Source organism: Actinoplanes sandaracinus (assembly GCF_030009775.1).
In the GTDB taxonomy this organism is placed as follows: Bacteria; Actinomycetota; Actinomycetes; order Mycobacteriales; family Micromonosporaceae; genus Actinoplanes; species Actinoplanes sandaracinus.
In genome coordinates, this window is record NZ_JASCTH010000003.1 from 401,523 (window position 1) to 425,689 (window position 24,167).

At 71.7% G+C, this 24,167-nt stretch carries 16 protein-coding genes and 1 rRNA gene; 7 read left to right on the plus strand and 10 right to left on the minus strand.

Going from position 1 to position 24,167, the window contains the following annotated elements; all coding sequences use genetic code 11:
* Positions 1–11 precede the first annotated feature (11 nt).
* Genes QLQ12_RS06700 through QLQ12_RS06710 form a run of 3 tightly spaced genes read right to left on the minus strand, consistent with a single transcriptional unit; the run spans position 12 to position 3,627 of the window.
* Positions 12–356: an STAS domain-containing protein gene (locus tag QLQ12_RS06700; protein ID WP_282757854.1), complete on the minus strand. Its 345-nt coding sequence runs from the start codon at positions 354–356 to the stop codon at positions 12–14.
* Positions 353–2,857 carry a SpoIIE family protein phosphatase gene (locus QLQ12_RS06705; RefSeq protein ID WP_282757855.1) on the minus strand — a complete coding sequence of 835 codons (2,505 nt, stop codon included), beginning with the start codon at positions 2,855–2,857 and terminating at the stop codon, positions 353–355. The genes QLQ12_RS06700 and QLQ12_RS06705 overlap by 4 nt, the downstream gene beginning before the upstream one ends.
* A gap of 29 nt (positions 2,858–2,886) precedes the next feature.
* A complete protein-coding gene (locus tag QLQ12_RS06710; protein WP_328518263.1) occupies positions 2,887–3,627 on the minus strand; it encodes an alpha/beta fold hydrolase in 741 nt (246 codons plus the stop codon).
* Positions 3,628–3,961: 334 nt separating this feature from the next.
* Between QLQ12_RS06710 and QLQ12_RS06715 the strand changes: the two genes are divergently transcribed.
* A complete protein-coding gene (locus tag QLQ12_RS06715) occupies positions 3,962–5,362 on the plus strand; it encodes a hypothetical protein (protein WP_282757858.1) in 1,401 nt (466 codons plus the stop codon).
* A 384-nt stretch (positions 5,363–5,746) separates the two neighbouring features.
* Here the strand turns inward: QLQ12_RS06715 and QLQ12_RS06720 are convergent, their stop codons facing one another.
* Entirely contained in the window at positions 5,747–6,424 is a 678-nt protein-coding gene (locus QLQ12_RS06720; RefSeq protein ID WP_282757859.1) for a lysophospholipid acyltransferase family protein, read from the minus strand.
* Between the two features lie 132 nt (positions 6,425–6,556).
* Positions 6,557–9,673 carry an isoleucine--tRNA ligase gene (gene ileS / locus QLQ12_RS06725; protein ID WP_282757860.1) on the minus strand — a complete coding sequence of 1,039 codons (3,117 nt, stop codon included), beginning with the start codon at positions 9,671–9,673 and terminating at the stop codon, positions 6,557–6,559.
* A gap of 280 nt (positions 9,674–9,953) precedes the next feature.
* Between ileS and QLQ12_RS06730 the strand changes: the two genes are divergently transcribed.
* The 4 genes from QLQ12_RS06730 to QLQ12_RS06745 are packed head-to-tail and all read left to right on the plus strand — an operon-like array spanning position 9,954 to position 13,535.
* The gene (locus QLQ12_RS06730; protein ID WP_282757861.1) at positions 9,954–10,961 is read left to right on the plus strand and encodes an ArsR/SmtB family transcription factor; all 1,008 of its coding nucleotides are present in this window, start codon (positions 9,954–9,956) and stop codon (positions 10,959–10,961) included.
* Between the two features lie 29 nt (positions 10,962–10,990).
* Positions 10,991–11,986 (plus strand): ABC transporter ATP-binding protein, encoded by a 996-nt coding sequence (locus tag QLQ12_RS06735; RefSeq protein WP_282757862.1) that lies wholly within the window; start codon positions 10,991–10,993, stop codon positions 11,984–11,986.
* Entirely contained in the window at positions 11,983–12,753 is a 771-nt protein-coding gene (locus QLQ12_RS06740; RefSeq protein ID WP_282757863.1) for an ABC transporter permease, read from the plus strand. The genes QLQ12_RS06735 and QLQ12_RS06740 overlap by 4 nt, the downstream gene beginning before the upstream one ends.
* A complete protein-coding gene (locus tag QLQ12_RS06745) occupies positions 12,750–13,535 on the plus strand; it encodes an ABC transporter permease (RefSeq protein WP_282757865.1) in 786 nt (261 codons plus the stop codon). Before QLQ12_RS06740 ends, QLQ12_RS06745 begins: the two co-directional genes overlap by 4 nt.
* A gap of 20 nt (positions 13,536–13,555) precedes the next feature.
* Here QLQ12_RS06745 and ndk read toward each other — a convergent pair whose 3' ends face one another.
* The gene (gene ndk, locus QLQ12_RS06750) at positions 13,556–13,972 is read right to left on the minus strand and encodes a nucleoside-diphosphate kinase (protein WP_282757866.1); all 417 of its coding nucleotides are present in this window, start codon (positions 13,970–13,972) and stop codon (positions 13,556–13,558) included.
* A gap of 148 nt (positions 13,973–14,120) precedes the next feature.
* On the opposite strand from ndk, the gene QLQ12_RS47010 reads away from it, so the two are divergent.
* A complete protein-coding gene (locus QLQ12_RS47010; protein WP_407651425.1) occupies positions 14,121–17,891 on the plus strand; it encodes a VOC family protein in 3,771 nt (1,256 codons plus the stop codon).
* Positions 17,892–17,933: 42 nt separating this feature from the next.
* Here QLQ12_RS47010 and QLQ12_RS06760 read toward each other — a convergent pair whose 3' ends face one another.
* Genes QLQ12_RS06760 through QLQ12_RS06770 form a run of 3 tightly spaced genes read right to left on the minus strand, consistent with a single transcriptional unit; the run spans position 17,934 to position 22,331 of the window.
* Positions 17,934–18,329: a DUF4233 domain-containing protein gene (locus QLQ12_RS06760; protein WP_282757868.1), complete on the minus strand. Its 396-nt coding sequence runs from the start codon at positions 18,327–18,329 to the stop codon at positions 17,934–17,936.
* The gene (locus QLQ12_RS06765) at positions 18,326–19,651 is read right to left on the minus strand and encodes a bifunctional folylpolyglutamate synthase/dihydrofolate synthase (protein WP_282757869.1); all 1,326 of its coding nucleotides are present in this window, start codon (positions 19,649–19,651) and stop codon (positions 18,326–18,328) included. Before QLQ12_RS06765 ends, QLQ12_RS06760 begins: the two co-directional genes overlap by 4 nt.
* A 40-nt stretch (positions 19,652–19,691) precedes the next feature.
* Positions 19,692–22,331, minus strand: coding sequence for a valine--tRNA ligase (locus QLQ12_RS06770; RefSeq protein ID WP_282757870.1), 2,640 nt, complete (start codon positions 22,329–22,331; stop codon positions 19,692–19,694).
* A 123-nt stretch (positions 22,332–22,454) separates the two neighbouring features.
* Here QLQ12_RS06770 and QLQ12_RS06775 point away from each other — a divergent pair, with 123 nt between their 5' ends.
* Positions 22,455–23,825: a hypothetical protein gene (locus QLQ12_RS06775; RefSeq protein ID WP_282757871.1), complete on the plus strand. Its 1,371-nt coding sequence runs from the start codon at positions 22,455–22,457 to the stop codon at positions 23,823–23,825.
* 258 nt (positions 23,826–24,083) lie between these two features.
* On the opposite strand, the gene rrf is transcribed toward QLQ12_RS06775, so the two are convergent.
* Positions 24,084–24,167 (minus strand): 5S ribosomal RNA (rrf, locus tag QLQ12_RS47345); the annotation flags it as partial.

Here is a 24,167-nt window from a genome sequence, read left to right on the forward strand (position 1 = left end):
GGTACGCGAGACTAGCCGCCGAGGTCCGTCGCGGCCCGTTCCAGGTCGGTCGCCAGCAGGTCGGCCCGGAACGCGCAGAGCTGCAACGTCATCCGTGCGGCCCCACGTTCCCCGACGACCAGCCGGATCGGTTTCCCCCGGTCGTCCAGATCTCCGACGATGTAGTCGAGCAGCCGCACACCGGCGCTGTCCAGGAACGAGACCGCTGTCAGGTCGATCAGCACGGCATTCGCCGCGGTGGTGTGCGCCACTATCACCCGGCCGATGTCGTTGGCGTTCGCCAGATCGATCTCACCCTTCAGATGTACGAGATCGGCCATTCCCCGCCGCGAGAAACTCACCCACTGGTCCGTCACGATGGCTCCCCCCGGTGGCGCCGCATGATGACCATCGTCCCGTCACCGGCACGGTCGAAGGCCACGTCGTCCATCGACTCGTAAATCAGTTGCAGCCCGCGGCCGCGGGCGACGTCGTTGCCCGGCCCACGCCAGCGGCCCCTGTCACTGACCCGGATCTCGACGGTGCCGGCGCTGATGGTGGCGGCCACGTCCACCACCCCGAACGGGTCGTGGGCGTAGCCGTGCTCGATCGAGTTGGCCACCGCTTCGGAACAGGCCAGCAGCACCGCGTTGAGGCATTCGGTGTCCACGCCGTGACCGGCCAGCCAGCCCCGCATGTCGGCGCGGAGCAGGGCGATCTGCACCGGGTCGGCGCCGATCGAACGCTCCAGCCGCTCCTCGGTGCCGAGGGTGAGGCAGAGCAGGCACACGTCGTCGCTGTGGTCCCGGCCGACCAGGGTGTCGGCCAGCCCCGCGGTCAGGCCCTTGAGCGGGGCGTCACGCAGGCGCGCGTACTCGCGGGCGAGGATCTCGAAACCACGGTCGATCGGGCGGGTACGGCGCTCGATGAGCCCATCGGTGTAGAGCAGCAGGCGGCTGCCGGCGGCCAGCCGCATCCGGTGCTCGACCCGGCGCCGGTCACCGGCCCGGGAGCCGATCGGCGCGGACCGGGCGTCCAGCAGGTACTGCGGGGAACCGGCCGGCTCGTGCAGCAGCGGTGGCAGGTGGCCGGCGCAGGCGTACGTCACCTCGCTGCTGAGCAGGTCCACCTCGGCGTAGACGACCGTGGACATCCGGGCCGAGTCGACCCGGTCACAGAACCGGTCCAGGCCTTCGAGCAGCCGGGCCGGCCCGTTCTCGGCCGAGGCCAGTGCCCGGATCGCGCTGCGCAGCTGCCCCATCGTGGTGGCCGCCTCGATGCCGCGACCGACCACGTCGCCGACCACCACGGCCAGCTTGTTGGCGGTGATCAGGAAGGCGTCGTACCAGTCGCCGCCGACCTCCATGTCCTGCGCCGCGGCCTGGTAGTGGGTCTCCACCACGAAACGGGGGTCGGCGCCCGGCACGTCCGCGGCGAGCAGGCTGCGCTGCAGGGTCCGCGCGATGGCCCGTTCCTGCTCGTAGAGGCGGGCGTTCTCGCACGCGAGCGCGACCCGGTCGGCCAGATCGACCAGGAACAGCCGCTCGGCCTCGGCGCCGCGGCGGTCCGGGGCCATCCGGACGGCGAGCGTGCCGAGCACCCGGCCACGGACGATGAGCGGCAGCACGGTGCAGCCCAGCCCGTCGCCGTCGATGGCGAAGACCGGCGCCGCCGTCTCGATCGCCTCGGCCGTGCGGGCCCCCAGCCGGGCCGGGTCCGGCGCCGGGCCGCCGTGGTGCTCGACCAGACCGGCCGGGCCCACCTGCAGCCGCACCAGCGCCCAGTCGGCGATCTCCGGCACCACCCGCTCGACCAGCCGGCGGGCCCGCTGGAGCAGACGGTGCTCCTCGTCCAGGGCGCGGGTGGTACGGGCCAGGAACTCCGACCGCTCCTCGCGCCGCCGGGCGTCGTCGTAGAGCCGGGCCCGGTCGAGAGCCTGCCCGGCCTGCTGCCCCAGGAGCCGGATCACCCGCAGCTCACCGTCGGTAAGCGTGCGTTCGTCCCGGAAACTGAACGCGAGCACGCCCAGCACCGCCACGCCGCCCTGCTCGTCGGCCGGCCCGGTGGTCAACGGCAGCAGCACCACGCTGCGGCGTTCCGACCGGCGCATCGACTCGGCCAGGTCGGGGAAGTGCGCCTCCGCCTCGGCCAGGGTGCCGATCACGTGCAGGTCACCGCGCCGGGCCACCTCGGCCACCGCCCGTGTCGACGAGCACGGCATGTCGTCCCAGTTGCCGGTGGTCGGATCGGTCGAGGCGACCGCGACCAACAGGTCCCGTTCCGGGTCGATCAGGTAGATGCTGCTGCTCGCGGCCTGGAAAGCGGGTTCCGGCGCGCGGAGCACCGCTTCCGCGACCTCGGCCTCGGTAGGGGCCGCCGCCAGGTCGGCCACTATCTGCTGCAGCACCCGGACCCGCTGCTCGGACGACTCCGCCGCCCGGCGGGCGGCGAGCAGCTCGCGCTCGTAGCCACGCCGCTCGGTCGCGTTGAAGACCATCGTGCGAATGATGCGGGGCGCGCCGGTCGGACCTCGCTCCAGCACCGAGTTGACCAGGGTGGGCAGCCGGCGCCGGTCGGCGCCCACCACTTCGAGCGCGATCTCGTGCACCTCGCCCTGCATCATCAGCAGCGGCGCGTAGTGCGTCTCATGGTAGATCTGGTCACCCGGAGTCAGCAGGTCACGGAACCGTCGGTGACCGATCAGATCGGCTCGGGAGTACCCGGTCCACGTCAGGAAGGTCTCGTTGACCCGGACGATGGTGCCGTCCGGAAGCGTCGTCAGATAGCCACACGGCGCATGCTCGTACAAGTCCTCGGGATCGTCGTCCCAAGGAAGTCGCAACTCACTCGTCACGTCCGGCACGCCAGATTCACTCACGCCAATGCTCCGCCGATCATGCCCGCTGTCTACAACCAGGACTTGATCGCGTCAACCGTCTCTTCGGGCGCGCTCAGGTTCGGGCAGTGCCCGGTCGCGTTCAGGGCCATGAAGGTGCTCTCCTGGGTGTTCTTGTGGACGTAGTCACCGACCACCGCGGGGGCGATGACGTCGTCCGCGCACTGGAGGATCAGGGACGGGACCCGCAGGTCCGGCAGATCGGCGCGGTTGTCGGAGAGGAACGTCACCCGGGCGAACTTCCGGGCGATCTCCGGATCGGTACGGCAGAAGCTGTTCGTCAGCTCCTCCCCCAGTTCGGGCCGGTCCGGATTTCCCATGATCACCGGGGCCATCGCGCTCGACCAACCCAGATAGTTGCTGTCCAACGACTCCAGCATCTGCTCGATGTCGGAGTGGAGGAACCCGCCGACGTAACCGTCCGCCTCGTCGTCGATGTACCGCGGCGACGGGCCGATCATCACGATCCCGGAGAACCGCTCCGGCTCCCGGATCGCGGCGAGCACGCCGATCATCGCACTCACCGAGTGGCCCACGAAGATCACGTCACGCAGGTCGTTCTCCTGGACGATCTCCAGAATGTCCTCGGCATAACCCGCGAGGGAGCCATGGCGGGAATCCCGGTAAGCCGACAGGTCGGACTTGCCGTTGCCGACGTGGTCGAAGAGAACGATCCGGTGGGTGTCCTGGAAGGCCGGCGTGACGAAGCGCCACATGTTCTGGTCGCAGCCGTACCCGTGGGCGAACAGCATCGGCCGTCCGGACTCGGAGCCCGTGATCGTTACCGCGTTTCTCTGCGTCGTACCCATGCGATGTCCGGCGCACCACTCAGGCCGGTTGCGGCCCGCGGAGGCGCCCCTCCCTCCCTGACTGCACGCGAATAGTGACTCCCGGCACTCCCCGGCCCGTCAGGCAGGGTGATGCGAAGTCCGGGTAACCATACGACTCCGGAGCGTTCCGCACATCGCCCTCGTTGTCCGGCATTCGCGTTCGGTGTCCCGATCCGGCCCCGCCGTCCCACTGGCGCAGCGTGCCTAACCTGGGAACGAGCGCTCGCCTCCAGGCGCGCGGGAGGAGATCGAATCCATGGCCGACCAGCAGCCGGGTGACACCACCCCGGCCGCCGGGATGCCCGGCCCCACCCGGCTCGCCGGTTCCGGTGAGCCGCCGACCACCGTCGTGCACGGCCGGTGGAGCGGCGCCGCGGTGGTCCCCGAGAGTGCGCCCCGCCGGTCTCTCTGGTCTCGCATGGTGGACCGGATCAACGGCGCCGGCCCGGCCGCCGAACCCGGCGACGACCGCACCGCGATCCCCGCCGTCGACCCGTGGGCCGATCAGGACACCCCCGCCTGGCCGGACGCCTACACCACCCCGGCCGCGACCACCCCGCTCCCGGAGACCCGCCTCGACGTCCCGGCCTCCACGCCGCCGACGACCCGGCTGGACATTCCCGGCCCCGCACCGGCGCCGCCGACCCGCCGGGACACGCCCGCCGCCACACCGGCGCCGCCGACCCGCCTCGACATTCCCCCTGCCACACCGGCGCCCCCGGCCCGCAACGCGCCGGCCGCCGGCGCCGGGTCCGGGCACGCGCCGGAACCGCGCCGCTCCACCATCCCGGCGCCGGGCACCTATCCGCCTCCGGCCGCCGGCTCCGGCCTGCCGCCGCTGATCCCGCCGAAGGTCCGCGCGTGGGGCCGCCAGGCCGCCTCGAAGAGCCAGCGGGCCGCCGCCGGCGCTCCGGAGAAGCTGCGCTCGTGGAGCCGTCAGGCCGCGACGACCAGTCCGGACAAGCTGCGGTCCCTGGGCCGGCAGGCGGCGGGCACGGCCGTGAAGCCGCGCCCCTGGGCCCGGAGGTCCGCCGCACCGGCCAAGCCGTCCCCGATCCCGGTCCAGCCCCGCCCGCCGGCGACGCCGCCCTGGGCCGCCCCGCCGCCACGGCCCCGCCGCCGACGCCGGCTGCGCAGACTCACCGTGCTCACGGTCATCGGCCTGCTGCTGCTCGCCTACTGGCTGCTGCCCGGCGTGCGCCAGTACCCGGTCACCGCCGTCCTGCCCGCCTCCTTCGCCGACCTGGACCTGCGCGACACCGCCGCGGGGCGGCGCGCCGCCCAGAAGCTCGCCGACCAGCTTCAGGAGACGGGCGCCGACGGCGGCGCCTTCGCCGGCATCTACGTCGACTCCCGGGGCAAGCGAGTCACCGTCTTCGGTGTCACCGGCCTGCGGCTCACCCCCGGCTCCGACGTGCAGGCCCAGATCGAACGGCTCACCGGCCCCCTCAAGCTGAAGGACATCGAGCCGTTCGACCTCGGCGAGTTCGGCGCCCACCAGCAATGCGGAACCGGCCGCCTGGACGGTGCCGGGGTCGTGGCCTGCGTCTGGGCCGACCACGGCAGCCTCGCCACGGTCCTGCTCACCCGCCGGTCCCTGGCCGACAGCGCCAAACTGGTGGCCGGCCTCCGCGAGACGGTCCTCGAACCGGCTTGACCTTCCACCCACATCCGCCGGTCCACACACCACGGGTGAACTCCATCACCGTCGGCGACGGGTAGCCGGTGACCCGCCGCCTCCGCCCGAGAGTCGCGCTGGGGCCGTGATCGGGGGGACGTCGCGGGGACCGCCACGGATCAGGGTCGGGTAGCCGTACCGCACAGGGGCGGAAGCGAACCGCCGGGCCGGACCACCGCACGCGGCGTCCGGAACCGCCCACCGCGAGCCGACCGCCAGGCCGGACCACCGCACGCGGCGCGTCTCGAACCGCCTACCGCGAGCCGCCCGGCCACCGGGACCGGGACGCGCCTCGCGGCGGTCCGGCCGACCGGACCCGCCCGCTCACCTGCCGGTGGAAGCGGACGGCCGGGCGGCGGTGCGTCAGGCGGAGGGTTCCTCGCGCTTGGGCGCGTAGCGGGGGATGTACTCCTGGCCGGTCAGCTTCTGGATCTCACCCATCACGTGGTCGGTGAGCTCGCGCAGGGCGGTGCGGTCGTCGGCGCGGCCGATCGTCTCGATCGGCTTACCGAACTTGACCGTGATCACGCCGCGGATCAGCTTGGGGTAGAGCCGGCCGATGGGCTGCACCTTGTCGGTGCCGAGGACGCCGACCGGGATGATCGGGACGCCGGCGGCGACGGCGAGGCGGGCGACGCCGGTGCGACCGCGGTAGAGGCGGCCGTCGGGCGAGCGGGTGCCCTCGGGATAGACGGCGACCAGGTCACCGCTCTTCAGAGCGGGGATGGCGGCGTCGAAGGCGGTGAGGGCCGCGCGGCCGCCGGTGCGTTCGACGCGGATGGCGCCGACGCCTGCCATGAGCTTGCGGTTGAACATGCCCTTCAGGCCGGTACCGGTGAAGTAGTCCGACTTGGCCCAGAAGGCCAGGTGGCGCGGCACCACGCTGCCGAGGAGAAGCTCGTCGGCGACGGAGAGATGGTTACTGGCGAAGATCGCGCCGCCGGTCGACGGGATGTTCTCGATGCCTTCGACGTGCGGCCGCCAGCCGGTCATCAACGCTTTGCCGAGCGTGACCTTGCCGATGGAGTAGAGCAGCGGCAACGCATCCTCCGTGACACCTGGGGGTTTGTGGTGCTGTGAGGTTAGCCGACAGTCGCGGCGAAGTATCTAGCGGCGCTGAACCGGCCCGGACGTTCGCCTGCTATAGGCGAACATCCGGGCCAATCGGCTGTTTCAGATGGTGCGGGTGACGGTCACCACGACCCGCTCCCCGTCGCCCGCCTCACCGGCGAAACCGTCGGCCAGGTCGGCGAACTCCAGCGACGTGGCGAGAGTCTCACCGGCGACGAAGTCCCGGTACGTCTCGACCGCCGCCCGCACCGGCGCCGTCGCCGACAGCACCAGCGCGATCCGGTCGCTGACGTCCAGGTCGGCGTCCCGCCGGGCCTGCTGCACGACCCGGATCACGTCGCGGGCCAGGCCCTCGGACGCCAGTTCCGGGGTGACGACCGTGTCGAGGACCACGACACCGCCGCCGGCCGGCAGCGGCGCGGAGTTCTCCGCGTCGGCGGCGACCAGCTTCAGCTCGTACTCCCCTTCGGCGAGGGTGACGCCGGCCGCGACCGGGGCGCCGTCGACGAGCTGCCAATCGCCGCTCTTCACCGCCTTGATCACCTGCTGGACCTGCTTGCCGACCCGGGGACCGAGCGCCCGCGGGACGACGTTGAGGACCTGCTGGCAGTACGCGGCCACGTCGTCGGTGAACACCACGTTCTTGACGTTGACCTCGTCGGAGAGCAGGTCGGCGAGCCCCGCCAGGGCCGCGCCGCCGGGGGTGGCGACGGTCGCCGAGGCCAGCGGCAGCCGGACCCGCAGGCCCTTCGCCTTACGCAGCGACAGGGCCGCCGAGGCGACGTCCCGGATCGCGTCCATCGACGCGACCAGCTCGTGGTCGGCCGGGAACGCGTCCGCCGAGGGCCAGTCGGTCAGGTGCACCGAACGGCCGCCGGTCAGGCCGCGCCAGATCTCCTCGGCGGTCAGCGGCGCGAGCGGCGCCACCACCCGGGTGAGGGTCTCCAGCACCGTGGCCAGGGTGTCGAAGGCGTCCTGGTCACCCTCCCAGAACCGGTCCCGGGACCGGCGCACGTACCAGTTGGTCAGCGCGTCGAGGTAGGACCGGACGGAGGCCGCCGCACCGGAGATGTCGTAGTCGTCCATCTGCCGCTGCACGTCGCTGACCAGCTCACCGGTCTTGGCGAGGATGTACCGGTCGAGCAGGTGCTGCGAGTCCGCGCGGAGCCGGGCCTCGTAACCGGAGGCGTTGGCGTAGAGGCTGAAGAAGTACCAGACGTTCCACAGCGGGAGCAGCACCTGGCGCACCGAGTCGCGGATCGCCACCTCGGTGACCGGCATGTCCCCGCCCCGGAGCACCGGCGACGACATCAGCATCCAGCGCATCGCGTCCGAGCCGTACGAGTCGAAGACCCCGTACACGTCCGGGTAGTTCCGCAGCGACTTGGACATCTTCCGGCCGTCCTCGCCGAGCAGGATGCCGTGACTCAGGCAGTTCCGGAACGCGGGCCGGTCGAACAGCGCCGTGGCCAGCACGTGCATGGTGTAGAACCAGCCACGGGTCTGGCCGATGTACTCGACGATGAAGTCGCCCGGGTAGTGGTGCTCGAACCAGTCCTTGTTCTCGAACGGGTAGTGCACCTGGGCGAACGGCATCGACCCGGACTCGAACCAGCAGTCCAGCACCTCCGGCACGCGCCGCATGGTCGACTGCCCGGTCGGGTCGTCCGGGTTGGGCCGGGTCAGCTGGTCGACGTAGGGCCGGTGCAGGTCGGTGACCTTGACCCCGAAGTCGCGCTCCATGTCCTCGAACGAGCCGTAGACGTCGACACGCGGGTACTGCGGGTCGTCGGACTTCCACACCGGGATCGGGGAACCCCAGAACCGGTTGCGGGAGATCGACCAGTCGCGGGCGTTCGCCAGCCACTTGCCGAACGAGCCGTCCTTGATGTGCGACGGCGTCCAGCTGATCTCCTGGTTCAGCTCGACCATCCGGTCCCGGAACGTGCTCACCGCGACGAACCAGGACGACACCGCCTTGTAGACGAGCGGGGTGTCACAGCGCCAGCAGTGCGGGTACGAGTGGGTGTACCCGTCGTGGCGCAGTACCACGCCGCGCTCCTTCAGCGTGGCGATCACCGGCTTGTTGGCGTCGAAGACCTGCAGGCCCTGGAAGTCCGGGACCAGCGAGGTGAACCGGGTGTGGTCGTCGACGGTCACGACGGTCGGGATCCCGGCCGCGTTGCAGGCGTTCTGGTCGTCCTCACCGAAGGCGGGAGCCATGTGGACGACGCCGGTGCCGTCCTCGGTGGTCACGAAGTCGGCGCCGAGGACCTGGAAGGCGTTCGGCCCGGCCGGCTCGACGAGGAAGTCGAACAGCGGCGTGTACCGGCGGCCCACCAGCTCGCTGCCGAGGACGGTGCCGGTCTGCTCGTACCCCTCCAGCTCTTTGGCGTAAGCGCCCACCCGCCCGGCGCCGACGAGCAACCGATGCCCGTCCTTCTCCAGGAGGGCGTATTCGATGTCGGGACCGACGGCGAGCGCCAGGTTGGACGGCAGCGTCCACGGCGTGGTGGTCCACACCGCGATGTCCTCGCCGGTCTCCAGGCGGAACTTCACCGTGAGCGCCGGGTCGGTCCGGTCCCGGTAGACGTCGTCCATCCGGGTCTCGGTGTTGGACAGCGGCGTCTCACAGCGGAAGCAGTACGCCAGAACCCGGAACCCTTCGTAGACGAGCCCCTTCTCATGCAGCGTCTTGAACGCCCACATGACCGATTCCATGTATTCCGGGTCGAGGGTCTTGTAGTCGTCGGCGAAGTCCACCCAGCGGGCCTGGCGCGTCACATAACGCTCCCAGTCCTTGGTGTAGGCGAGCACCGACGTGCGGCAGGCCTCGTTGAACTTGTCGATGCCCAGCTCGACGATCTGTGCCTTGCTGGTGATGCCGAGCTGCTTCTCCGCCTCGACCTCGGCGGGCAGGCCGTGGGTGTCCCAGCCGAACCGCCGCTCGACCCGCCGGCCCCGCATCGTCTGGTACCGCGGGACCAGGTCCTTCACATACCCGGTGAAGAGGTGCCCGTAGTGCGGCAGGCCGTTGGCGAACGGCGGGCCGTCGTAGAAGACGTACTCGTTGGCGCCGTTCTCCCCGGCCGGGCGCTGCTCGACGGACGCCTCGAACGTCTTGTCGGCCGCCCAGTGGTCGAGGACGGCGCGTTCGACGGCCGGCAGGTCCGGACTCGCTGGAACACCCGTGGCATCGGTGTGCTTCGGATAAGTCATGGTTCCCCTCAAGCAGTTCACGTGTCGTGACTGCGAGGACGAGCCGTCGCCGGCCCGCGGTACCACCTCGCTTGACGGGAGACCCGCCCGCTCATTTCGCCGGCGCTCGCGCGTGCCGGTCCACCCGGTTCTACTGGGACCCTCGCCGCGAGCAGGGTCCGTTCTTCCGGAGGCTCCCCGGTGATGGCCGGTTCAAAGCCTGCGTGCGGTTCAACGATACCGGTCGCCCTCCGGTTCCCTCATCCGCATTACCGCGCGGCCGGATCCCTAGACTCGACCCGTGATCCGGATCGAGATCGACGAACCCACCCTGGCCCGCACCCGGATCGCGACGAGCCCGCTGCTCGAGACGATCTGCGGCGTGTGGCTCCTCGGCAAGGATCCGTCGACCGTCCCCTGGCCCTACACCGACTGGGTGCGGCGTGCCCGGCAGGTTCCGATGCCGGAGCCGGTCCGGCTCTACTACCGGTTCGGCCGGATGCTGCCGGACTTCCTCGTCCCGATGCCGGCCGTTCCGGCGCCGTCGTTCGAGGAACAGATCGAGCTGTTCCGCCGCACCCCGGCCGAGGTGATCGAGGCACAGATCGCGATCCACCATCCGCACGGGGAGACGCCGCCACCGCTGAAACCGTTCCTCGACGACCGGGAGACCGCGCTGAACGGTCTCGCCGACGGCCTGTCCGCCTGGTGGGAGGCGGTGATGGCGCCGTACTGGCCGGCCATGCGGGCCGCGCTGGACGAGGAGGTGCTGCTGCGGGCCCAGGCGCTGGCCGCCGACGGCCCGGACGCCCTGCTCGGCCGGCTGCACGACCGGATCCGCTGGGAGCCGCCGGTGCTGACCGTCGTCAAGCAGCTCGAACACAGCTTCTCCGTCACCGACCAGCGGCTCCTGCTGGTGCCGCTGATCTTCTCGCACGGTGGGCTGCCCTGCTCCACCGACGATCCCGACGTGGTGATGGTCACGTACCAGGCGCGTGGCGCGGCGGTGCTGGCCGGCGGCCCCGGCCCGGTCACCGACCGGACGGACGACCGGCTCTCCCTGCTCATCGGACGGGGCCGGGCCACCGTGTTGCGGGCCCTCGCCACCCCGGCCACCACCACCGGCCTGGCCACCGCGCTGGGTCTGGCGCCGAGCACCGTCTCCGAGCATCTCGCCGGGCTCCAGGCCGCCGGCGTGGTGCACCGCCGCCGGGCGGGACGGCGCGTCCTCTACGCACTGGAGCCGGCCGGCCTGGCTCTGGTCAACCTGCTCGGTGAGGATTCGGCCGCGACCGAATTCGTTTCCTGAATCCCTTTCGGTTCCATAGCTTTCCCTCCATGCACAGTGCCCCATCAGGAAGCAGCGACCACGCCATCGAGGCGGTGGGCCTGCGTCGTACCTACCGGACGAGAACCGGCTGGTTACGTCCCAGGAACAGCACGGTCGAGGCGGTTCGCGAGGTCGATTTCACGGTCCGGCGCGGCGAGCTGTTCGGCCTGCTCGGCCCGAACGGCGCCGGCAAGACCACCACCATCAAGATGCTCAACACCCTGCTCATCCCCTCGGCCGGGTCCGCCCGCATCTGCGGGTTCGACGTGGTCCGGCAGACCCGGGAGGTACGGCGGCGGATCGGGTACGTCTTCGGCGGCGACCGTGGCCTCTACGACCGCCTCTCCGCCCTGGACAACCTGCGCTACTTCGCCGAGCTGTACGGCGTCGCCCCGCGCGACCAGAGACGGCGGATCGGCGAACTGCTGGACCTGGTCGGGCTGACCGGCCGGGAACGCGAACGCGTCGAGGGCTACTCGCGGGGCATGCGGCAGCGGCTGCACATCGCCCGCGGCCTGCTGCACTCCCCGGAGGTGCTGTTCCTCGACGAGCCGTCCATCGGGGTGGACCCGGTCGCCGCCCGTGAGCTGCGCCGGACCGTCGCCGACCTGGCCGCCACCGGCACCACGGTGCTGCTCACCACCCACTACATGGCCGAGGCCGACGAGCTCTGCGACCGGATCGCGGTGATCGCCGACGGCCGGATCCAGGCTCTGGGCACCCCTGCCGAACTGCGGCAACGGGCGGACGGGCGGCGCGTGGTCGAGGTGGAGGCGTACGGCGTGCCGGACACCGCCATCTCCGCGCTCCGCGACCTGCCGGGCGTCCGGGAGACGGCGGTCGAGACCCGCGGGGCGCTCCAGGTGCTGACCGTCCAGTCGGACGCGCACGTCGACGTGCAGGGTGACGTGCTGCGCGAACTGGCCGGCATCCGGCTGGGCCGGGTGGACAGCCGGGAACCCACCCTGGAGGACGCGTACGTGGCGATCGTGAACGCCTCATGAGGACACTGCGGATGTTGCTGATCGGCACGCTGCTGCACGCCAAGCACCTGAGCCGGTCGCCGTTCGAGGTGGCGATCTCGCTGGTGGTCCCGGTGGTGCAGGCCGTCCTCGCGGTCTATCTGTTCCGCTCCGGCGGCGAGCAGGACCGCCTGCTCCAGGCGGCGGTCGGCGCCGGCCTGATGGGCGTCTGGTCGTCGGTGCTCTTCGGCTCGGGCGGCGCCATCCAGAACCAGCGCTGGCAGGGCACCCTCGAAATGATCATGATGGCGCCGCGGCGGCCGGTGATGGTCATCCTGCCGCTCACCATCGCCACCGGGATCACCGGAACCTACTCACTGCTCGCCACGCTGATCTGGGGACGCGTGCTGTTCGGCATCCGCCTCGACTTCGCGCACCCCGTCGCCTTTCCGATCGCCGCCGTCGTCTGCATCGTCGCGCTCGGCATGTTCGGGCTGCTGCTGGCGGCCACGTTCGTGCTCATGCGCAACGCCAACGCGCTGGCCAACGTCCTGGAATACCCGGTGTGGCTGGTGTCCGGCATGCTCGTGCCGCTGACCGTGCTGCCCACCTGGACCATCCCGATCGCCGCGGTCCTGCCGACCACCTGGGGAGCGCGAGCGTTGCACGAGGCCACCGCAGGCGGCCCGGTCTGGCCGTCGGTCGGGATCTGCCTGGCCATCAGCGTGGCCTGCCTGGCACTCGGCGCCGCGGCACTGACCGTGGTCGAGCGACGCGCCCGCGTCACCGCGACCCTGGCCCTGGCATGAGGACGCTACGACTGGTGACGGTCGGCGGCATGATCGCCTACCGAGCCCTGTTCAACTGGACCCGCCCCGCGCTGTTCGTCGGCACCCTGCTCATCGGGCCGGTGTTCCAGCTGCTCTTCTTCGCCTACCTGGGCCGGCAACTGCGGGTCGGCGACGACCAGTTCTTCCTGGTCGGCAACGCCGTGTTCACCGCGTCGATGGCCTGCGTGTTCGGCGGCACCATGGCGGTCGCCAACGAGCGGCGCTTCGGCACTCTCGGGCACGTGCTGCTCTCGCCGCGCAGCCGGACCGCCGTGTTCTGGGGGCGCGTTCTGCCGTACGCCGGGAACGGTCTTCTGATCGCGGTCTTCACCCTGACCGTCGCCTCGCTGATGCTCGGCCTGCGCATCCCGCTCACCGCGCTGCCCGGACTGGCCCTGGCCATGGCGGCGGGCTCACTGGCCTGCGGCTTCTTCGGCCTCACGCTGGGCGCGCTGGGGCTGCGGTTCCGCGACGTCTTCGTGGTCTCCAACGTCGCGATGGCTCTGCTCCTGCTGCTCACCGGGGTGAACGTGCCGGCCGGAAGCCTGCCGCCGTGGATGGCCGCCGTCGGAGAGGTGCTGCCGATCACCCACGCGGCGGAGGCGGCCCGGCTGCTGGCCGCCGGGCGCGGCCTCGATGCGGCCGCGCCCGCGCTGGGCCAGGAACTGCTGGTGGGAGCCGGTTACGCGGTTCTCGCCGCGGTCCTGCTGAGGGTCTTCGAGGCGGAATCCCGCAGACGGGCCAGCCTGGACACCCTGTAGGACCGTCAGGCCCCGGGAAATCAGATCTTGGGGAACCAGAGCGCCAGCTCGCGCTCGGCGCTCTCCGGGGAGTCGGAGGCGTGCACCAGGTTCTCCCGGTTGGAGAGGGCCAGGTCACCACGGATCGTGCCGGCGGCCGCCTTGCGGCCGTCGGTCGCGCCGATCATCGCGCGGACCACCTCGATCACCGAGTCGCCGGAGAGCACCAGGGCTGCCAGCGGGCCGCTGGTCATGAAGTCCTTCAGCGGCGGGTAGAACGCCTTGTCCACATGCTCGGCATAGTGGGCGTCGGCGAGCGACGCGTCCATCGTGCGCAACTCCAGCGCCTCGACCACCAGGCCCTTACGCTCGAAACGGGACAGAATCTCGCCGAGCAGCCCGCGGCGGACCGCATCGGGCTTGATCAGGACGAGCGAACGCTCGGTGGTGCTGGACACGCAGTTCCTCCGTAACAACACAGGGCAGACACGCGGGAGTTCAGCCTATCGGTACCGCGAACAGGGCGAGCGGCGATGTCCGGACTGCCGCACTTTCGCGGAGGCGCCGCCGGGTCATAACCTGACGGGAACTACCGGGAGGTCCACAGTGGCAAACCAGACCGGCCGGCCCATCGCTCCGGCGCGCAAGCTGGTGGCATGGATCATCGGCACGATTGCGGTGTTCGTGATCGCTCTCGGGCTGGGCATGTCGAGTTCGCCGGTCGCCTTCTTCGGCGGCGCCGTGCTGGTCATCGCCATAGCGGTGGCGCTGGTGCCGGTGTCACGCCGTGGCGGCCGCGCCACCGTGGCCGGCACCGCCGAGGTCAGGTCGATCACACCGCCCCCGGCCGCCGGCGCCTACGGTCGCGCCACCATCGAGCTGATCGTGGTCGCCCCCGGCCTCGGCGCGTTCGACACGACGGTCCGCGAGCCGCGCATCCCGGTCGACAAGTGGCCGCTGCCCGGAGCCACCGTGCCCATCACCGTCGACGTCGACGACACCCGCCGGGTCCGGGTCAGCTGGCGGGATGCGCCCTCCCGGCTGGAAGGCGACGACCCGCCGCCTCCCCCGCCCGCCGCCGGTGACGAGCCCGACGACCTCGATGAGGAACTGTTCGGCACCGTCGACGCCGCTCCGTGGGAGGGCCGCGAGCACGACTGGGACGTCGACACCGACGACGACCCGCTGCCGTCCTCCGGTTCCCGTGGCACGTCCACCGGCTTCGCCCGCCGCACCGCCACCCCCGTCGTGGTCCGCGACACGCCCGCCGGCACCATCGTCGAGGGCCAGGTCGTCGGCACCGACGAGGACCCGGCTCCGCTCCCACGCCGGGCCGGCAGCGCACGCCACTTCAGCCAGCCGGCGGCGACCGACGAGTTCACCCGGCCGTCGGCCTCCACCCGCACCACACCCGACGCCGCGGACGTGGCCGACCCCGCCGACCCGGACCATCCCGCTGACCGGGCCCATCGTGCCGACCCGGCCGGCTCCACCGGCGTCCCGGCCGACGTCCGGACCGGCTCAGCCGACCCGGTCGACCGGACCGACGACGAACCTGCCGAGGACGATCCGGCCGACGATTCGGGCTGGTCCTCATCCGGCGCCACCACGTCGGCCCGGGACTCCTCCCAGCGTTCCGGCCCCGCACCCGCCGGAGCCGCCGCCCCGGATGAGGACGCCTGGCCCTCCTCCGAGCCCTCCAGGACGACAGACCGGTCCTCCTCCGAGCCTCCCCGGACGACGGACTGGTCCCCCTCCCAGCCCTCCAGGGCCACCGACGAGGACGCCGGCCGGTCTTCCTCGCGGCCTTCCCGCACCGCACGGACCGCGAGCGCGGACGCCTGGGCCGGGCCTGACACGGTGTCCGCCGCACGTTCCGCCCCCGGACCGGACCGGCCCGCCACGGCCCCCGTCCCGGGAGAGCGCACACACCACAGCTCCGGACCGGACGCGGGACCCGGCTCCCCGTCGGCCGGCGCCTATGCCGCACCACCCCAGGCAGGACCTCCGCCGGGCGGCTCGTGGACCCCTTCCGGCTCGACCTCCGGCCGCCCGCCGGGTTCCCGCCCGAGCCCACGCCCGCGCGGCGGCTCAGCCACCGTCACCGTCGAACGAGACACCCCATCGGGTACGACCCACGACTCCCCCACCGCAACCACCACCGCCACACCGCAGGCGGGCACCGTGCCCCCGGCACAGCGCACCCCGGCCGAGTCCCGGCCCGCCCCAGCGGACCCCCAGCCGACCACGCCGGAGTCACAGCCCACCCCACCGGAGTCACAGCCCGCCACGGCCGAGTCCCCATCCACCGCGGCCGAGTCCCCGTCCGCCACGGCCGAGTCCCCATCCACCGCGGCCGAGTCCCCGTCCGCCACGGCCGAGTCCCCATCCACCGCGCCGGAGTCGCAGCCCGCTTCAGCGGAGTCCCGGCTCGCCCACTCCGCGCCGTCCGACCCGGCCGCCGACATCGACCTGGACCTCGACGGTCCACCCAGCCGACCGGGCGGAACCAGCGCGTCCACCACGGCGGCCGCAGCCGCAGCCGGCGTTGCCGCGGGCACGGCGGCCGCAGCCGTGCCGAGCCAGCAGTCGACCCGTCGCCGCTCGGACCACGGCGAGACCACGGCGCCCGGCTTCCCGACCCGGTCCGCGACGCCCACCCGGTCCGCACCCTCGCCCGCCCCGGACGACCCGTCCGAGCCGAGCGCTCAGTCCAGGCCGGAGCCGTCTCCCTGGACCGCGCCCCGCCCCGCTCCTTCGCCCAACCCCGCTCCTTCGCCCAACCCCGCTCCTTCGACCGGCCGCGCGTCCTCGGCCCCGGTCTCGCCTGCGACACGGGTGCCGAGGCCCGCGGCCGCCCCTTCGTCGCCCGCCGGGCGGGAGCCGGGTCTCCAGCCGCCACCGCCTCCGACGGCACGCCGGTCCGACGCCCCGCCGCCGCCGCCGGCCGCACGGCCGAGCGATGCCGCCGCGCCGCCACCGCCACCGGCCCGGTCCGCCCGGCCCGGCACGCCTTCCGGCGGCTCTTCCCGGGAGCAGCAGGCCTGGGCGCGGCCGGCTGCGCCGGCCGCGCCCTCGGCGGAGGCCGCTCAGCCCATGCAGGGACCGACGCCCCGGCCGTCTCACGCCGACGATCGCTGGGCGCCCCCCGGCCGCCCGGTCTCCCCAGCCGCGGAACACCCGGCTGCCTCACGACCCGGCCCCACGCGGCCCACCGACCCGCAGCCGGCCCCCGCGCGGCCCACCGCTACTCAACCCGCCCCCGACCGGCCCAGGTCTTCCGCTCCGGGCGCGACGCCCGCTTCTGCGGTTCCGCCGAACGTGGAGACCCGTCCTCTCGGCAGCCGGACCCGCTTCTTCGTGCAGCCGGGCGACGACATCCACCCGGACGACTTGTACGCGTCTGACGACTCCCCGGCCGGCGACCTCTCGGCTACGGCGGAGCCGGGGCGAGACGTTCCCGCGGCGAGGGCCGAACCGGCTCCCGCCGCGTATCCCGCGCAGTCGCGCGCGGAACGTACCCCCTCGTCGTCGCCGTCCGCGCCATCGCCGGTCTCGGCCCCGCCGGCTGTCCCGCAGCCCGACCGGCCGTTCCCGAGCGCGCCGCCGGCCACACCGCGCTCCTCGGCGCCGCGGCCCGGCATCGACCAGATCGACATTCCGCTCGACGGCCTCAACTTCCCGTTGGCCGGCAATCCCGAAGCGGCCCCGGAGGCGTCACCGCGGGCGGCCGCCGCCCGCGCGGACGGCATCATCGCCGCCCCCGCGGAGGAGACGCCCCGCCCGTCGTCCGCGCTGCGGGACGGCATCATCGGGGTGGCGGTGGGCCGTGCGGCCGTCTCGCCCGACGCGACACCGACTCCGCATCGGGAGGACGTTCCGGCTGCCGGCGAGGAGCAGCGCCGCGCGGGCGGCCCGTGGGGGGACTTCAGCGGCCGCAAGAATCCGGATGAGCACGCGGCTGATGTGATCACCGCCTATCCGAGCGCGCGTCCCGGGCCGGCCGGTGCGATCCACGGGGTCGGCATCACGGTGCTGGTCACCGACCTGGAGCGCTCGACCGCGTTCTACCGGGACATCCTCGGCTTCCACGAGATCGACACCGGCGACGGCAGTGCGGTGCTGGCTTCCGGCGACACCCGGCTGGTGCTGCGTACGGTGCACAACCTGTCGTCCGAGGCGGGCCGCCTGATCTACCTGAACCTCGAGGTCGGCGACATCGAGGCGGTGCACGCGGAGCTGCGGGAGAAGGGTGTCGCGTTCGTCCACTCGCCCCGCCCAGTGAACCGTGGCGACAAGCTGGAGCTCTGGTCCGCCACGTTCCGCGATCCGGACGACCACAACATCGCCATCACCCAGTGGCGGGCCATCTACTGATTTCCAGGGCCGGACGTTCACCGAACGCCCGGCCCGCCGGAATCAGCCCAGGATGGTACGGCGGACGTGCAGCGCGTACGCCCACGCCGCCCCGAAGATCACTCCGACCGCGGCGAGCGCGAAATGCAGGAACCCGCCCGCGATCAGCACCAGTTGCAGGGCGGTGCCCACATGCCACGCCCACCCTTTGCCCATCAGCCCGGCCAGGACGACCGACAGCACCGCGGCGATGACCGCCATGGTGACGCCCTGGCTCTTGAGGTCGCCGCCGAGAAGCAGGATCGGCTGGATCGTCAGGAGCAGGACGATCGCCTCCAGCACCAGGGTTCCGGAGCCGAGTCCCCGTACAGCGGCCTGGGGGTTCTTGAGGCCTGAGGGCCGCGGCGCGGCGGTCTGCTCGCCGTCGGACGGCATCGCGTTCTCGTCCGGAGCGGTCATCGCCGGAGAAGTTTCCGCGCGTCGGCGACGGTGACCACCGATCCGGTGATCAGCACGCCGACGCCGCTCAGCTCACCGGAAGCGTCCTCCTCGGCCTGGAACACCGCTTCCGCGATGGCGTCCGGCATGTCGGTGGCGACCGTGACCCGATCCTCGCCGAAGACCTCGATCGCCAGCTGGCCCAGCTCGATGGCGGTCATCGCGCGGGGCGAGCTGTTCTGCGTCACCACGATCCGCGCCACCACCGGTTCGAGCAGCTCGAGAAGGCCGGTCACGTCCTTGTCGCCGAGCACCGACAGCACCGCGATCAGGTGCCGGAAGGTGAACTCCTCCTCCAGCGCGGCGACCGTGGCGGCCATGCCGTGCGGGTTGTGCGCGCCGTCGAGCAGGATGGTCGGGGCGCTGCGCACCCGTTCCAGCCGGCCGGGCGAGTCGACCCGGGCGAAGCCCTCACGGACGAGGTCGATCTCCAGTTGCTTGCCGGCGCCGGCGCCGAGGAACGCCTCGACCGCGGCGAGCGCGAGCGCGGCGTTCTGCGCCTGGTGGGCGCCGAAGAGCGGCAGGAAGACCTCGTCGTAGACGCCGCCGAGCCCCTGGAGGACGAGCACCTGCCCGCCGACCGCCTGGGTCCGGTGGACGACGCCGAACTCGCTGCCCTCGCGGGCGAGGGTGGCGCCCATGTCCGCACAGCGTTCGACGATGGGCCGCATGGCGTCCTCGTCCTGAAGCGCGGTGATCACCGTGGCGCCGTGGTGGATGATGCCGACCTTGTGCCAGGCGATGTCCTCGACGGTGTCGCCGAGCCACTCGGTGTGGTCGAGGCCGATCGGGGTGAGCACGCAGACGCCGGCCTCGATGACGTTGGTGGCGTCCTCCTCGCCGCCGAGGCCGACCTCGACCACCGCGATGTCGACGGGGGCGTCGGCGAACGCCGCGTACGCCATCGCGGTCGTCATGTCGAAGTAGGTCAGCGGCTCCGGGTTGCGCGCGTCGATCAGCTCGGCCAGCGGCGCCACGTCCTGATAGGTGGCGACGAACCGTTCCTCCGAGACGGGTTCGCCGTCCAGGCTGATCCGCTCGCGCACGGTCTCCAGGTGCGGGCTGGTGTAGCGGCCGGTGTGCAACCCGTGCGCCTGCAGCAGCGCGTCGATCATCCGGGCTGTGCTGGTCTTGCCGTTGGTGCCGGTCAGGTGGATCGCCGGGTAGGCCCGCTGCGGGCTGCCCAGCACATCCACCAGGTCCCGGATCTTCTGCATGTCGAAGACCATGCGGGTGAAGCCGCGCTGGTTCAGTGCGGCTTCGACCTCGTCGTACTCGCTCATGCTCTGCTTTCTTCCCGCCTGTCGCCCGGTGACCGTGAGGTCAGGCGGCCGGCAGGGCTTCGAGGGCGGCAGCGATCCGGACCAGATCGGTCTCGGCCGCGGCCAGGCGGTCCTTGATCTTCGCGACGACCTGTTCCGGCGCCTTGCCGATGAACGCCTCGTTGCCGAGCTTGGCCCGGCACTGGGTGGCCTCCTTCTCGGCGGCGGCCCGGTCCTTCGTCAGCCGGGCCCGCTCGGCCGCCACGTCGATGGCGCCGCGGGTGTCCAGGTCGACCGTGATGCCGCCGGTCACCGCGAGGGTCGCGGTGGTGGCGAAGTCGGCGCCGGGCGCGTCGAGCCGGGCCAGCGAACGGATCAGCGGCTCGTGCGCGTCGATGCCGACGTTGCCGAGGCCGGTCAGCGCGGCGGTGACCCGCTGGCTCGGCTTCAGGCCCTGGTCGGAACGGAACCGCCGGACCTCGGTGACCACCTTCTGCAGGGCGGCCAGCTCCTCCTCGGCGGCGTCGTCGATCAGCGCCGGGTCGACCGTGGGCCACGCGGAGCGCATCACGGTCTCGCCGCCGGTGAGCGCGATCCACAGCTCCTCGGTGACGAACGGGATGACCGGGTGCAGCAGCCGCAGAAGCTGGTCGAGCACGTGCCCGAGGACCCGCCGGCTGTTGTCGGCGGCCTTGCCGGTGCCGGCCAGGACCGGCTTGCTGAGCTCGACATACCAGTCGCAGACGTCGTCCCACGCGAAGTGGTAGAGGGTGTCGCAGACCTTCGCGTACTCGTACGCCGCGAAGAGCTGGTCGACCTCACCGATGGTGTGCTGGAGGCGGGACAGGATCCACTTGTCGATGGCGCTGAGCTCGCTCGCCGGCGGCAGGTCGCCGTCGACGGTGGCGCCGTTCATCAGCGCGAAGCGGGTCGCGTTCCACAGCTTGTTGCAGAAGTTGCGCGAGCCCTGGCACCACTCCTCGCTGATCGGCACGTCGGAGCCGGGGTTGGCGCCGCGGGCCAGGGTGAAGCGGGTGGCGTCGGCGCCGTAGCGCTCGATCCAGTCGAGCGGGTCGACGACGTTGCCGAACGATTTCGACATCTTCTTGCCGAACTGGTCGCGCACCATGCCGTGCAGGTTGACCACGTCGAACGGCTGCTTGCCGTCCATCGCGTAGAGACCGAACATCATCATCCGGGCGACCCAGAAGAACAGGATGTCGTAACCGGTCACCAGCACGCTGGTCGGATAGAACTTCTCCAGGTCGGCGGTCTGCTCCGGCCAGCCCAGCGTGGAGAACGGCCACAGCCCGGACGAGAACCAGGTGTCGAGGACGTCCTCGTCCTGGTGCCAGCCCTCACCCGTCGGCGGCTGCTCGTCCGGTCCGACACAGACGATCTGGCCCTCCGGCCCGTACCACACCGGGATGCGGTGGCCCCACCACAGCTGCCGGGAGATGCACCAGTCGTGCATGTTGTCGACCCAGGCGAAGTAGCGCTTGGACAGCTCCGCCGGCTCGATCTTGACCCGGCCGTCGCGCACCGCGTCACCGGCGGCCTGCGCGAGCGGCTTGGTGTTGACGAACCACTGCAGCGACAGCCGCGGCTCCACGGTCGTCTTGCACCGCGAGCAGTGACCCACCGAGTGCAGATAGGGCCGCTTCTCGGCGACGATGCGCCCCTGCTCCCGCAGGGCCGCGACGATGGCCGGGCGAGCCTCATAACGATCAAGACCTTCAAACGGGCCGGGTACGGTGATGACCGCCCGCTCGTTCATGATCGCCGGGCTGGGCAGCCCGTGCCGCTGGCCGATCTCGAAGTCGTTCGGGTCGTGGGCCGGTGTCACCTTGACCGCGCCGGTGCCGAAGGCCGGGTCGACGTGCTCGTCCGCCACGATCGGGATCCGCCGGCCGGTCAGCGGCAGCTCCACCTCGGTGCCGATCAGATGCTGGTAACGCTCGTCGTCGGGGTGCACCGCGACCGCGGTGTCACCGAGCATCGTCTCGGCCCGGGTGGTGGCCACGACGATCGAGTTCTCGCCCTCGCCATACCGGATCGAGACCAGCTCGCCCTCGTCGTCGGTGTGCTCCACCTCGATGTCGCTGAGCGCGGTGAGACAGCGCGGGCACCAGTTGATGATCCGGTTGGCCCGGTAGATCAGCTCGTCGTCGTACAGCCGCTTGAAGATCGTCTGAACAGCCCGGGACAGGCCCTCGTCCATGGTGAAGCGCTCACGGCTCCAGTCGACGGAGTCGCCCAGCCGGCGCATCTGGCCGAGGATCTTGCCGCCGGACTCGGCCTTCCACTCCCAGACCCGCTCGACGAACTTCTCCCGCCCGAGGTCGTGCCGGGACAGCTGCTGGGCGGCGAGCTGCCGCTCCACCACGTTCTGCGTGGCGATGCCGGCGTGGTCCATGCCGGGCAGCCACAACACCTCGAAGCCCTGCATCCGCTTGAGGCGGACCAGGGTGTCCTGGATCGTGTGGTCGAGGGCGTGGCCCACATGCAGCGACCCGGTCACGTTCGGTGGTGGGATGACGATGGTGAACGGCGGCTTGTCACTCTTCGGGTCCGCGGTGAAGTAGCCCTCCGATACCCAACGCTCGTACCGCCGCTGCTCTACCTCGCCCGGCTGGTACTGGGCGGAGAGGCCACCGGTGGGCCGGCTGTCGGGGGTACGGGTTTCGGTCGCATCGGTCACCCGACAAGTCTACGGAGCCCCACCGGGTACCCGGAATTCGCACCACCTCCGGAGGGTGTGCGGGCGGCGAATCGCCGTCCGGGCAGGCCCACGGCCGTCCATTCCGCGAGATAGGCTCGCCAGATGTCGGACCGCGGCCAGCACACACCCACCTCCGCCGATCCCGTTTCCGCGGATCCCGCCCACGCTGATCGGGCCGCCGCGGCCGTCACGCCCGCGGCTGCCACCCGCGTGGACGTCGACTCCACCGACGCCGGGCGTGCCGGCAACGAGCTAACGAACTCACCCGGCGCGAACCCCGACTCCACGAACTCACCCGGCGCGAACCCCGACTCCACGAACGCCCCCGGCGCGGATGCCGACGCCGCAAACTCACCCGGCGCGCACGCCGACGCCGCAGACGCCGCCCGTGCGGGCACCGCCGACGTCACGGACGTCGCCCGCCCGGACACCGCCCGAGTAGGCCCCGCCCGCGGAGACGCCGGCACCGCGATCGTGCCCCGCGCCGATGTTCACGGCGCCGACACCACCCGCGTAGACGCCACCACCACGGACGTCGCCCGCGTAGACGCCCAGGCCACAGACCTCGTCCGCGCAGACGCCGACACCACGAGCGCACTCCGCGCCGATGGCGGCTCCGCTGATGCCGAACGCGTGGTCGCCCACCACACAGGTGCCGCCCAACGGGAGCTCGGTCCCACGGACGTCCCCCACACGGCTGCCGCGGATGACTCACCCGCGGAGGCCTCCCAGACTCGCACCCACCGTCCGCAGGCCGGCTTCGCGGAAGCAGGGACAGTCGCTCCGGGTCAGGGCGCCGGTGACGTTCCGTTCGAGATCGGCGCATCGGAGAACGGCGAAGGTGACGCTCCGTTCCGGCTCACCGCTCCACAGAGCGACGAAGCCGAGGCCACGGCTACCGCTGCCGCACCGGCCAAGCCCAGCCAGACCCGCACCATCGTCCTGGCGAGTGTTCTCGCCGTGGCCCTGGCCGCGGCCGGCACCCTCGCCTGGTTCGGCTGGAAGGTGAACTCGCAGCGCCAGACGACGCTCTCCACTCCTTCGAAGATCGGCTCGCTGACCCTGGACGACAGCGAGCAGGCCACCGCCACAGCCGACTACCTCCAGACCGCCCTCTCCGCCGAGATCCCCATGAGCAAGGCGGTGGGCGCCGTCTACACCGGCAGCGACGACAAGTCGGTTCTCTTCTTCGGCGGCACCACCCTGCTCTGGTCGCCCAAGAGCGACCTGGACTCAGCGATTCAGCTCATGAGCGACGAACAGGGCGCGGTGACCGGCCTGAAAGAGGTCGACGCGGGCGACTTCGGCGGCACCATGAAGTGCGGCGTCACCAAGTCCACCGAAGGCGACCTGGCCGTCTGCGGCTGGGCCGACCACGGCAGCCTCGCTCTCGCGATGTTCCCCGGCCGCAGCGACACCGAGGCCGCCCCCCTGATGCGCGAACTCCGCTCCGCCGTCCAAACCCGCAACTGACCCCCCAGGGCTTTCGCCTAATCTGCGCCCCAGGGCTCCGCCTGATCGGGCAGGGCTCCGTCTGATGGGGCAAGGCTCTGCCTGACCGAGGCGTCTGATCGGGCAAGGCTCTGCCTTGCGAGCCCGAGCAGCACAAACACCCAGAGTGCCACAAACACAGAGAGCCGGGAGTGCCGGCGCACACGTAGAAGGCCGAAGTACTGGCGCGCAAACACAGAAAGGCCCACCCCGTGTGGGGTGGGCCTTTCATCACGTTGAGTCCGGCGGCGTCCTACTCTCCCACACCCTCACGAGTGCAGTACCATCGGCGCTGGAGGGCTTAGCTACCGGGTTCGGAATGTA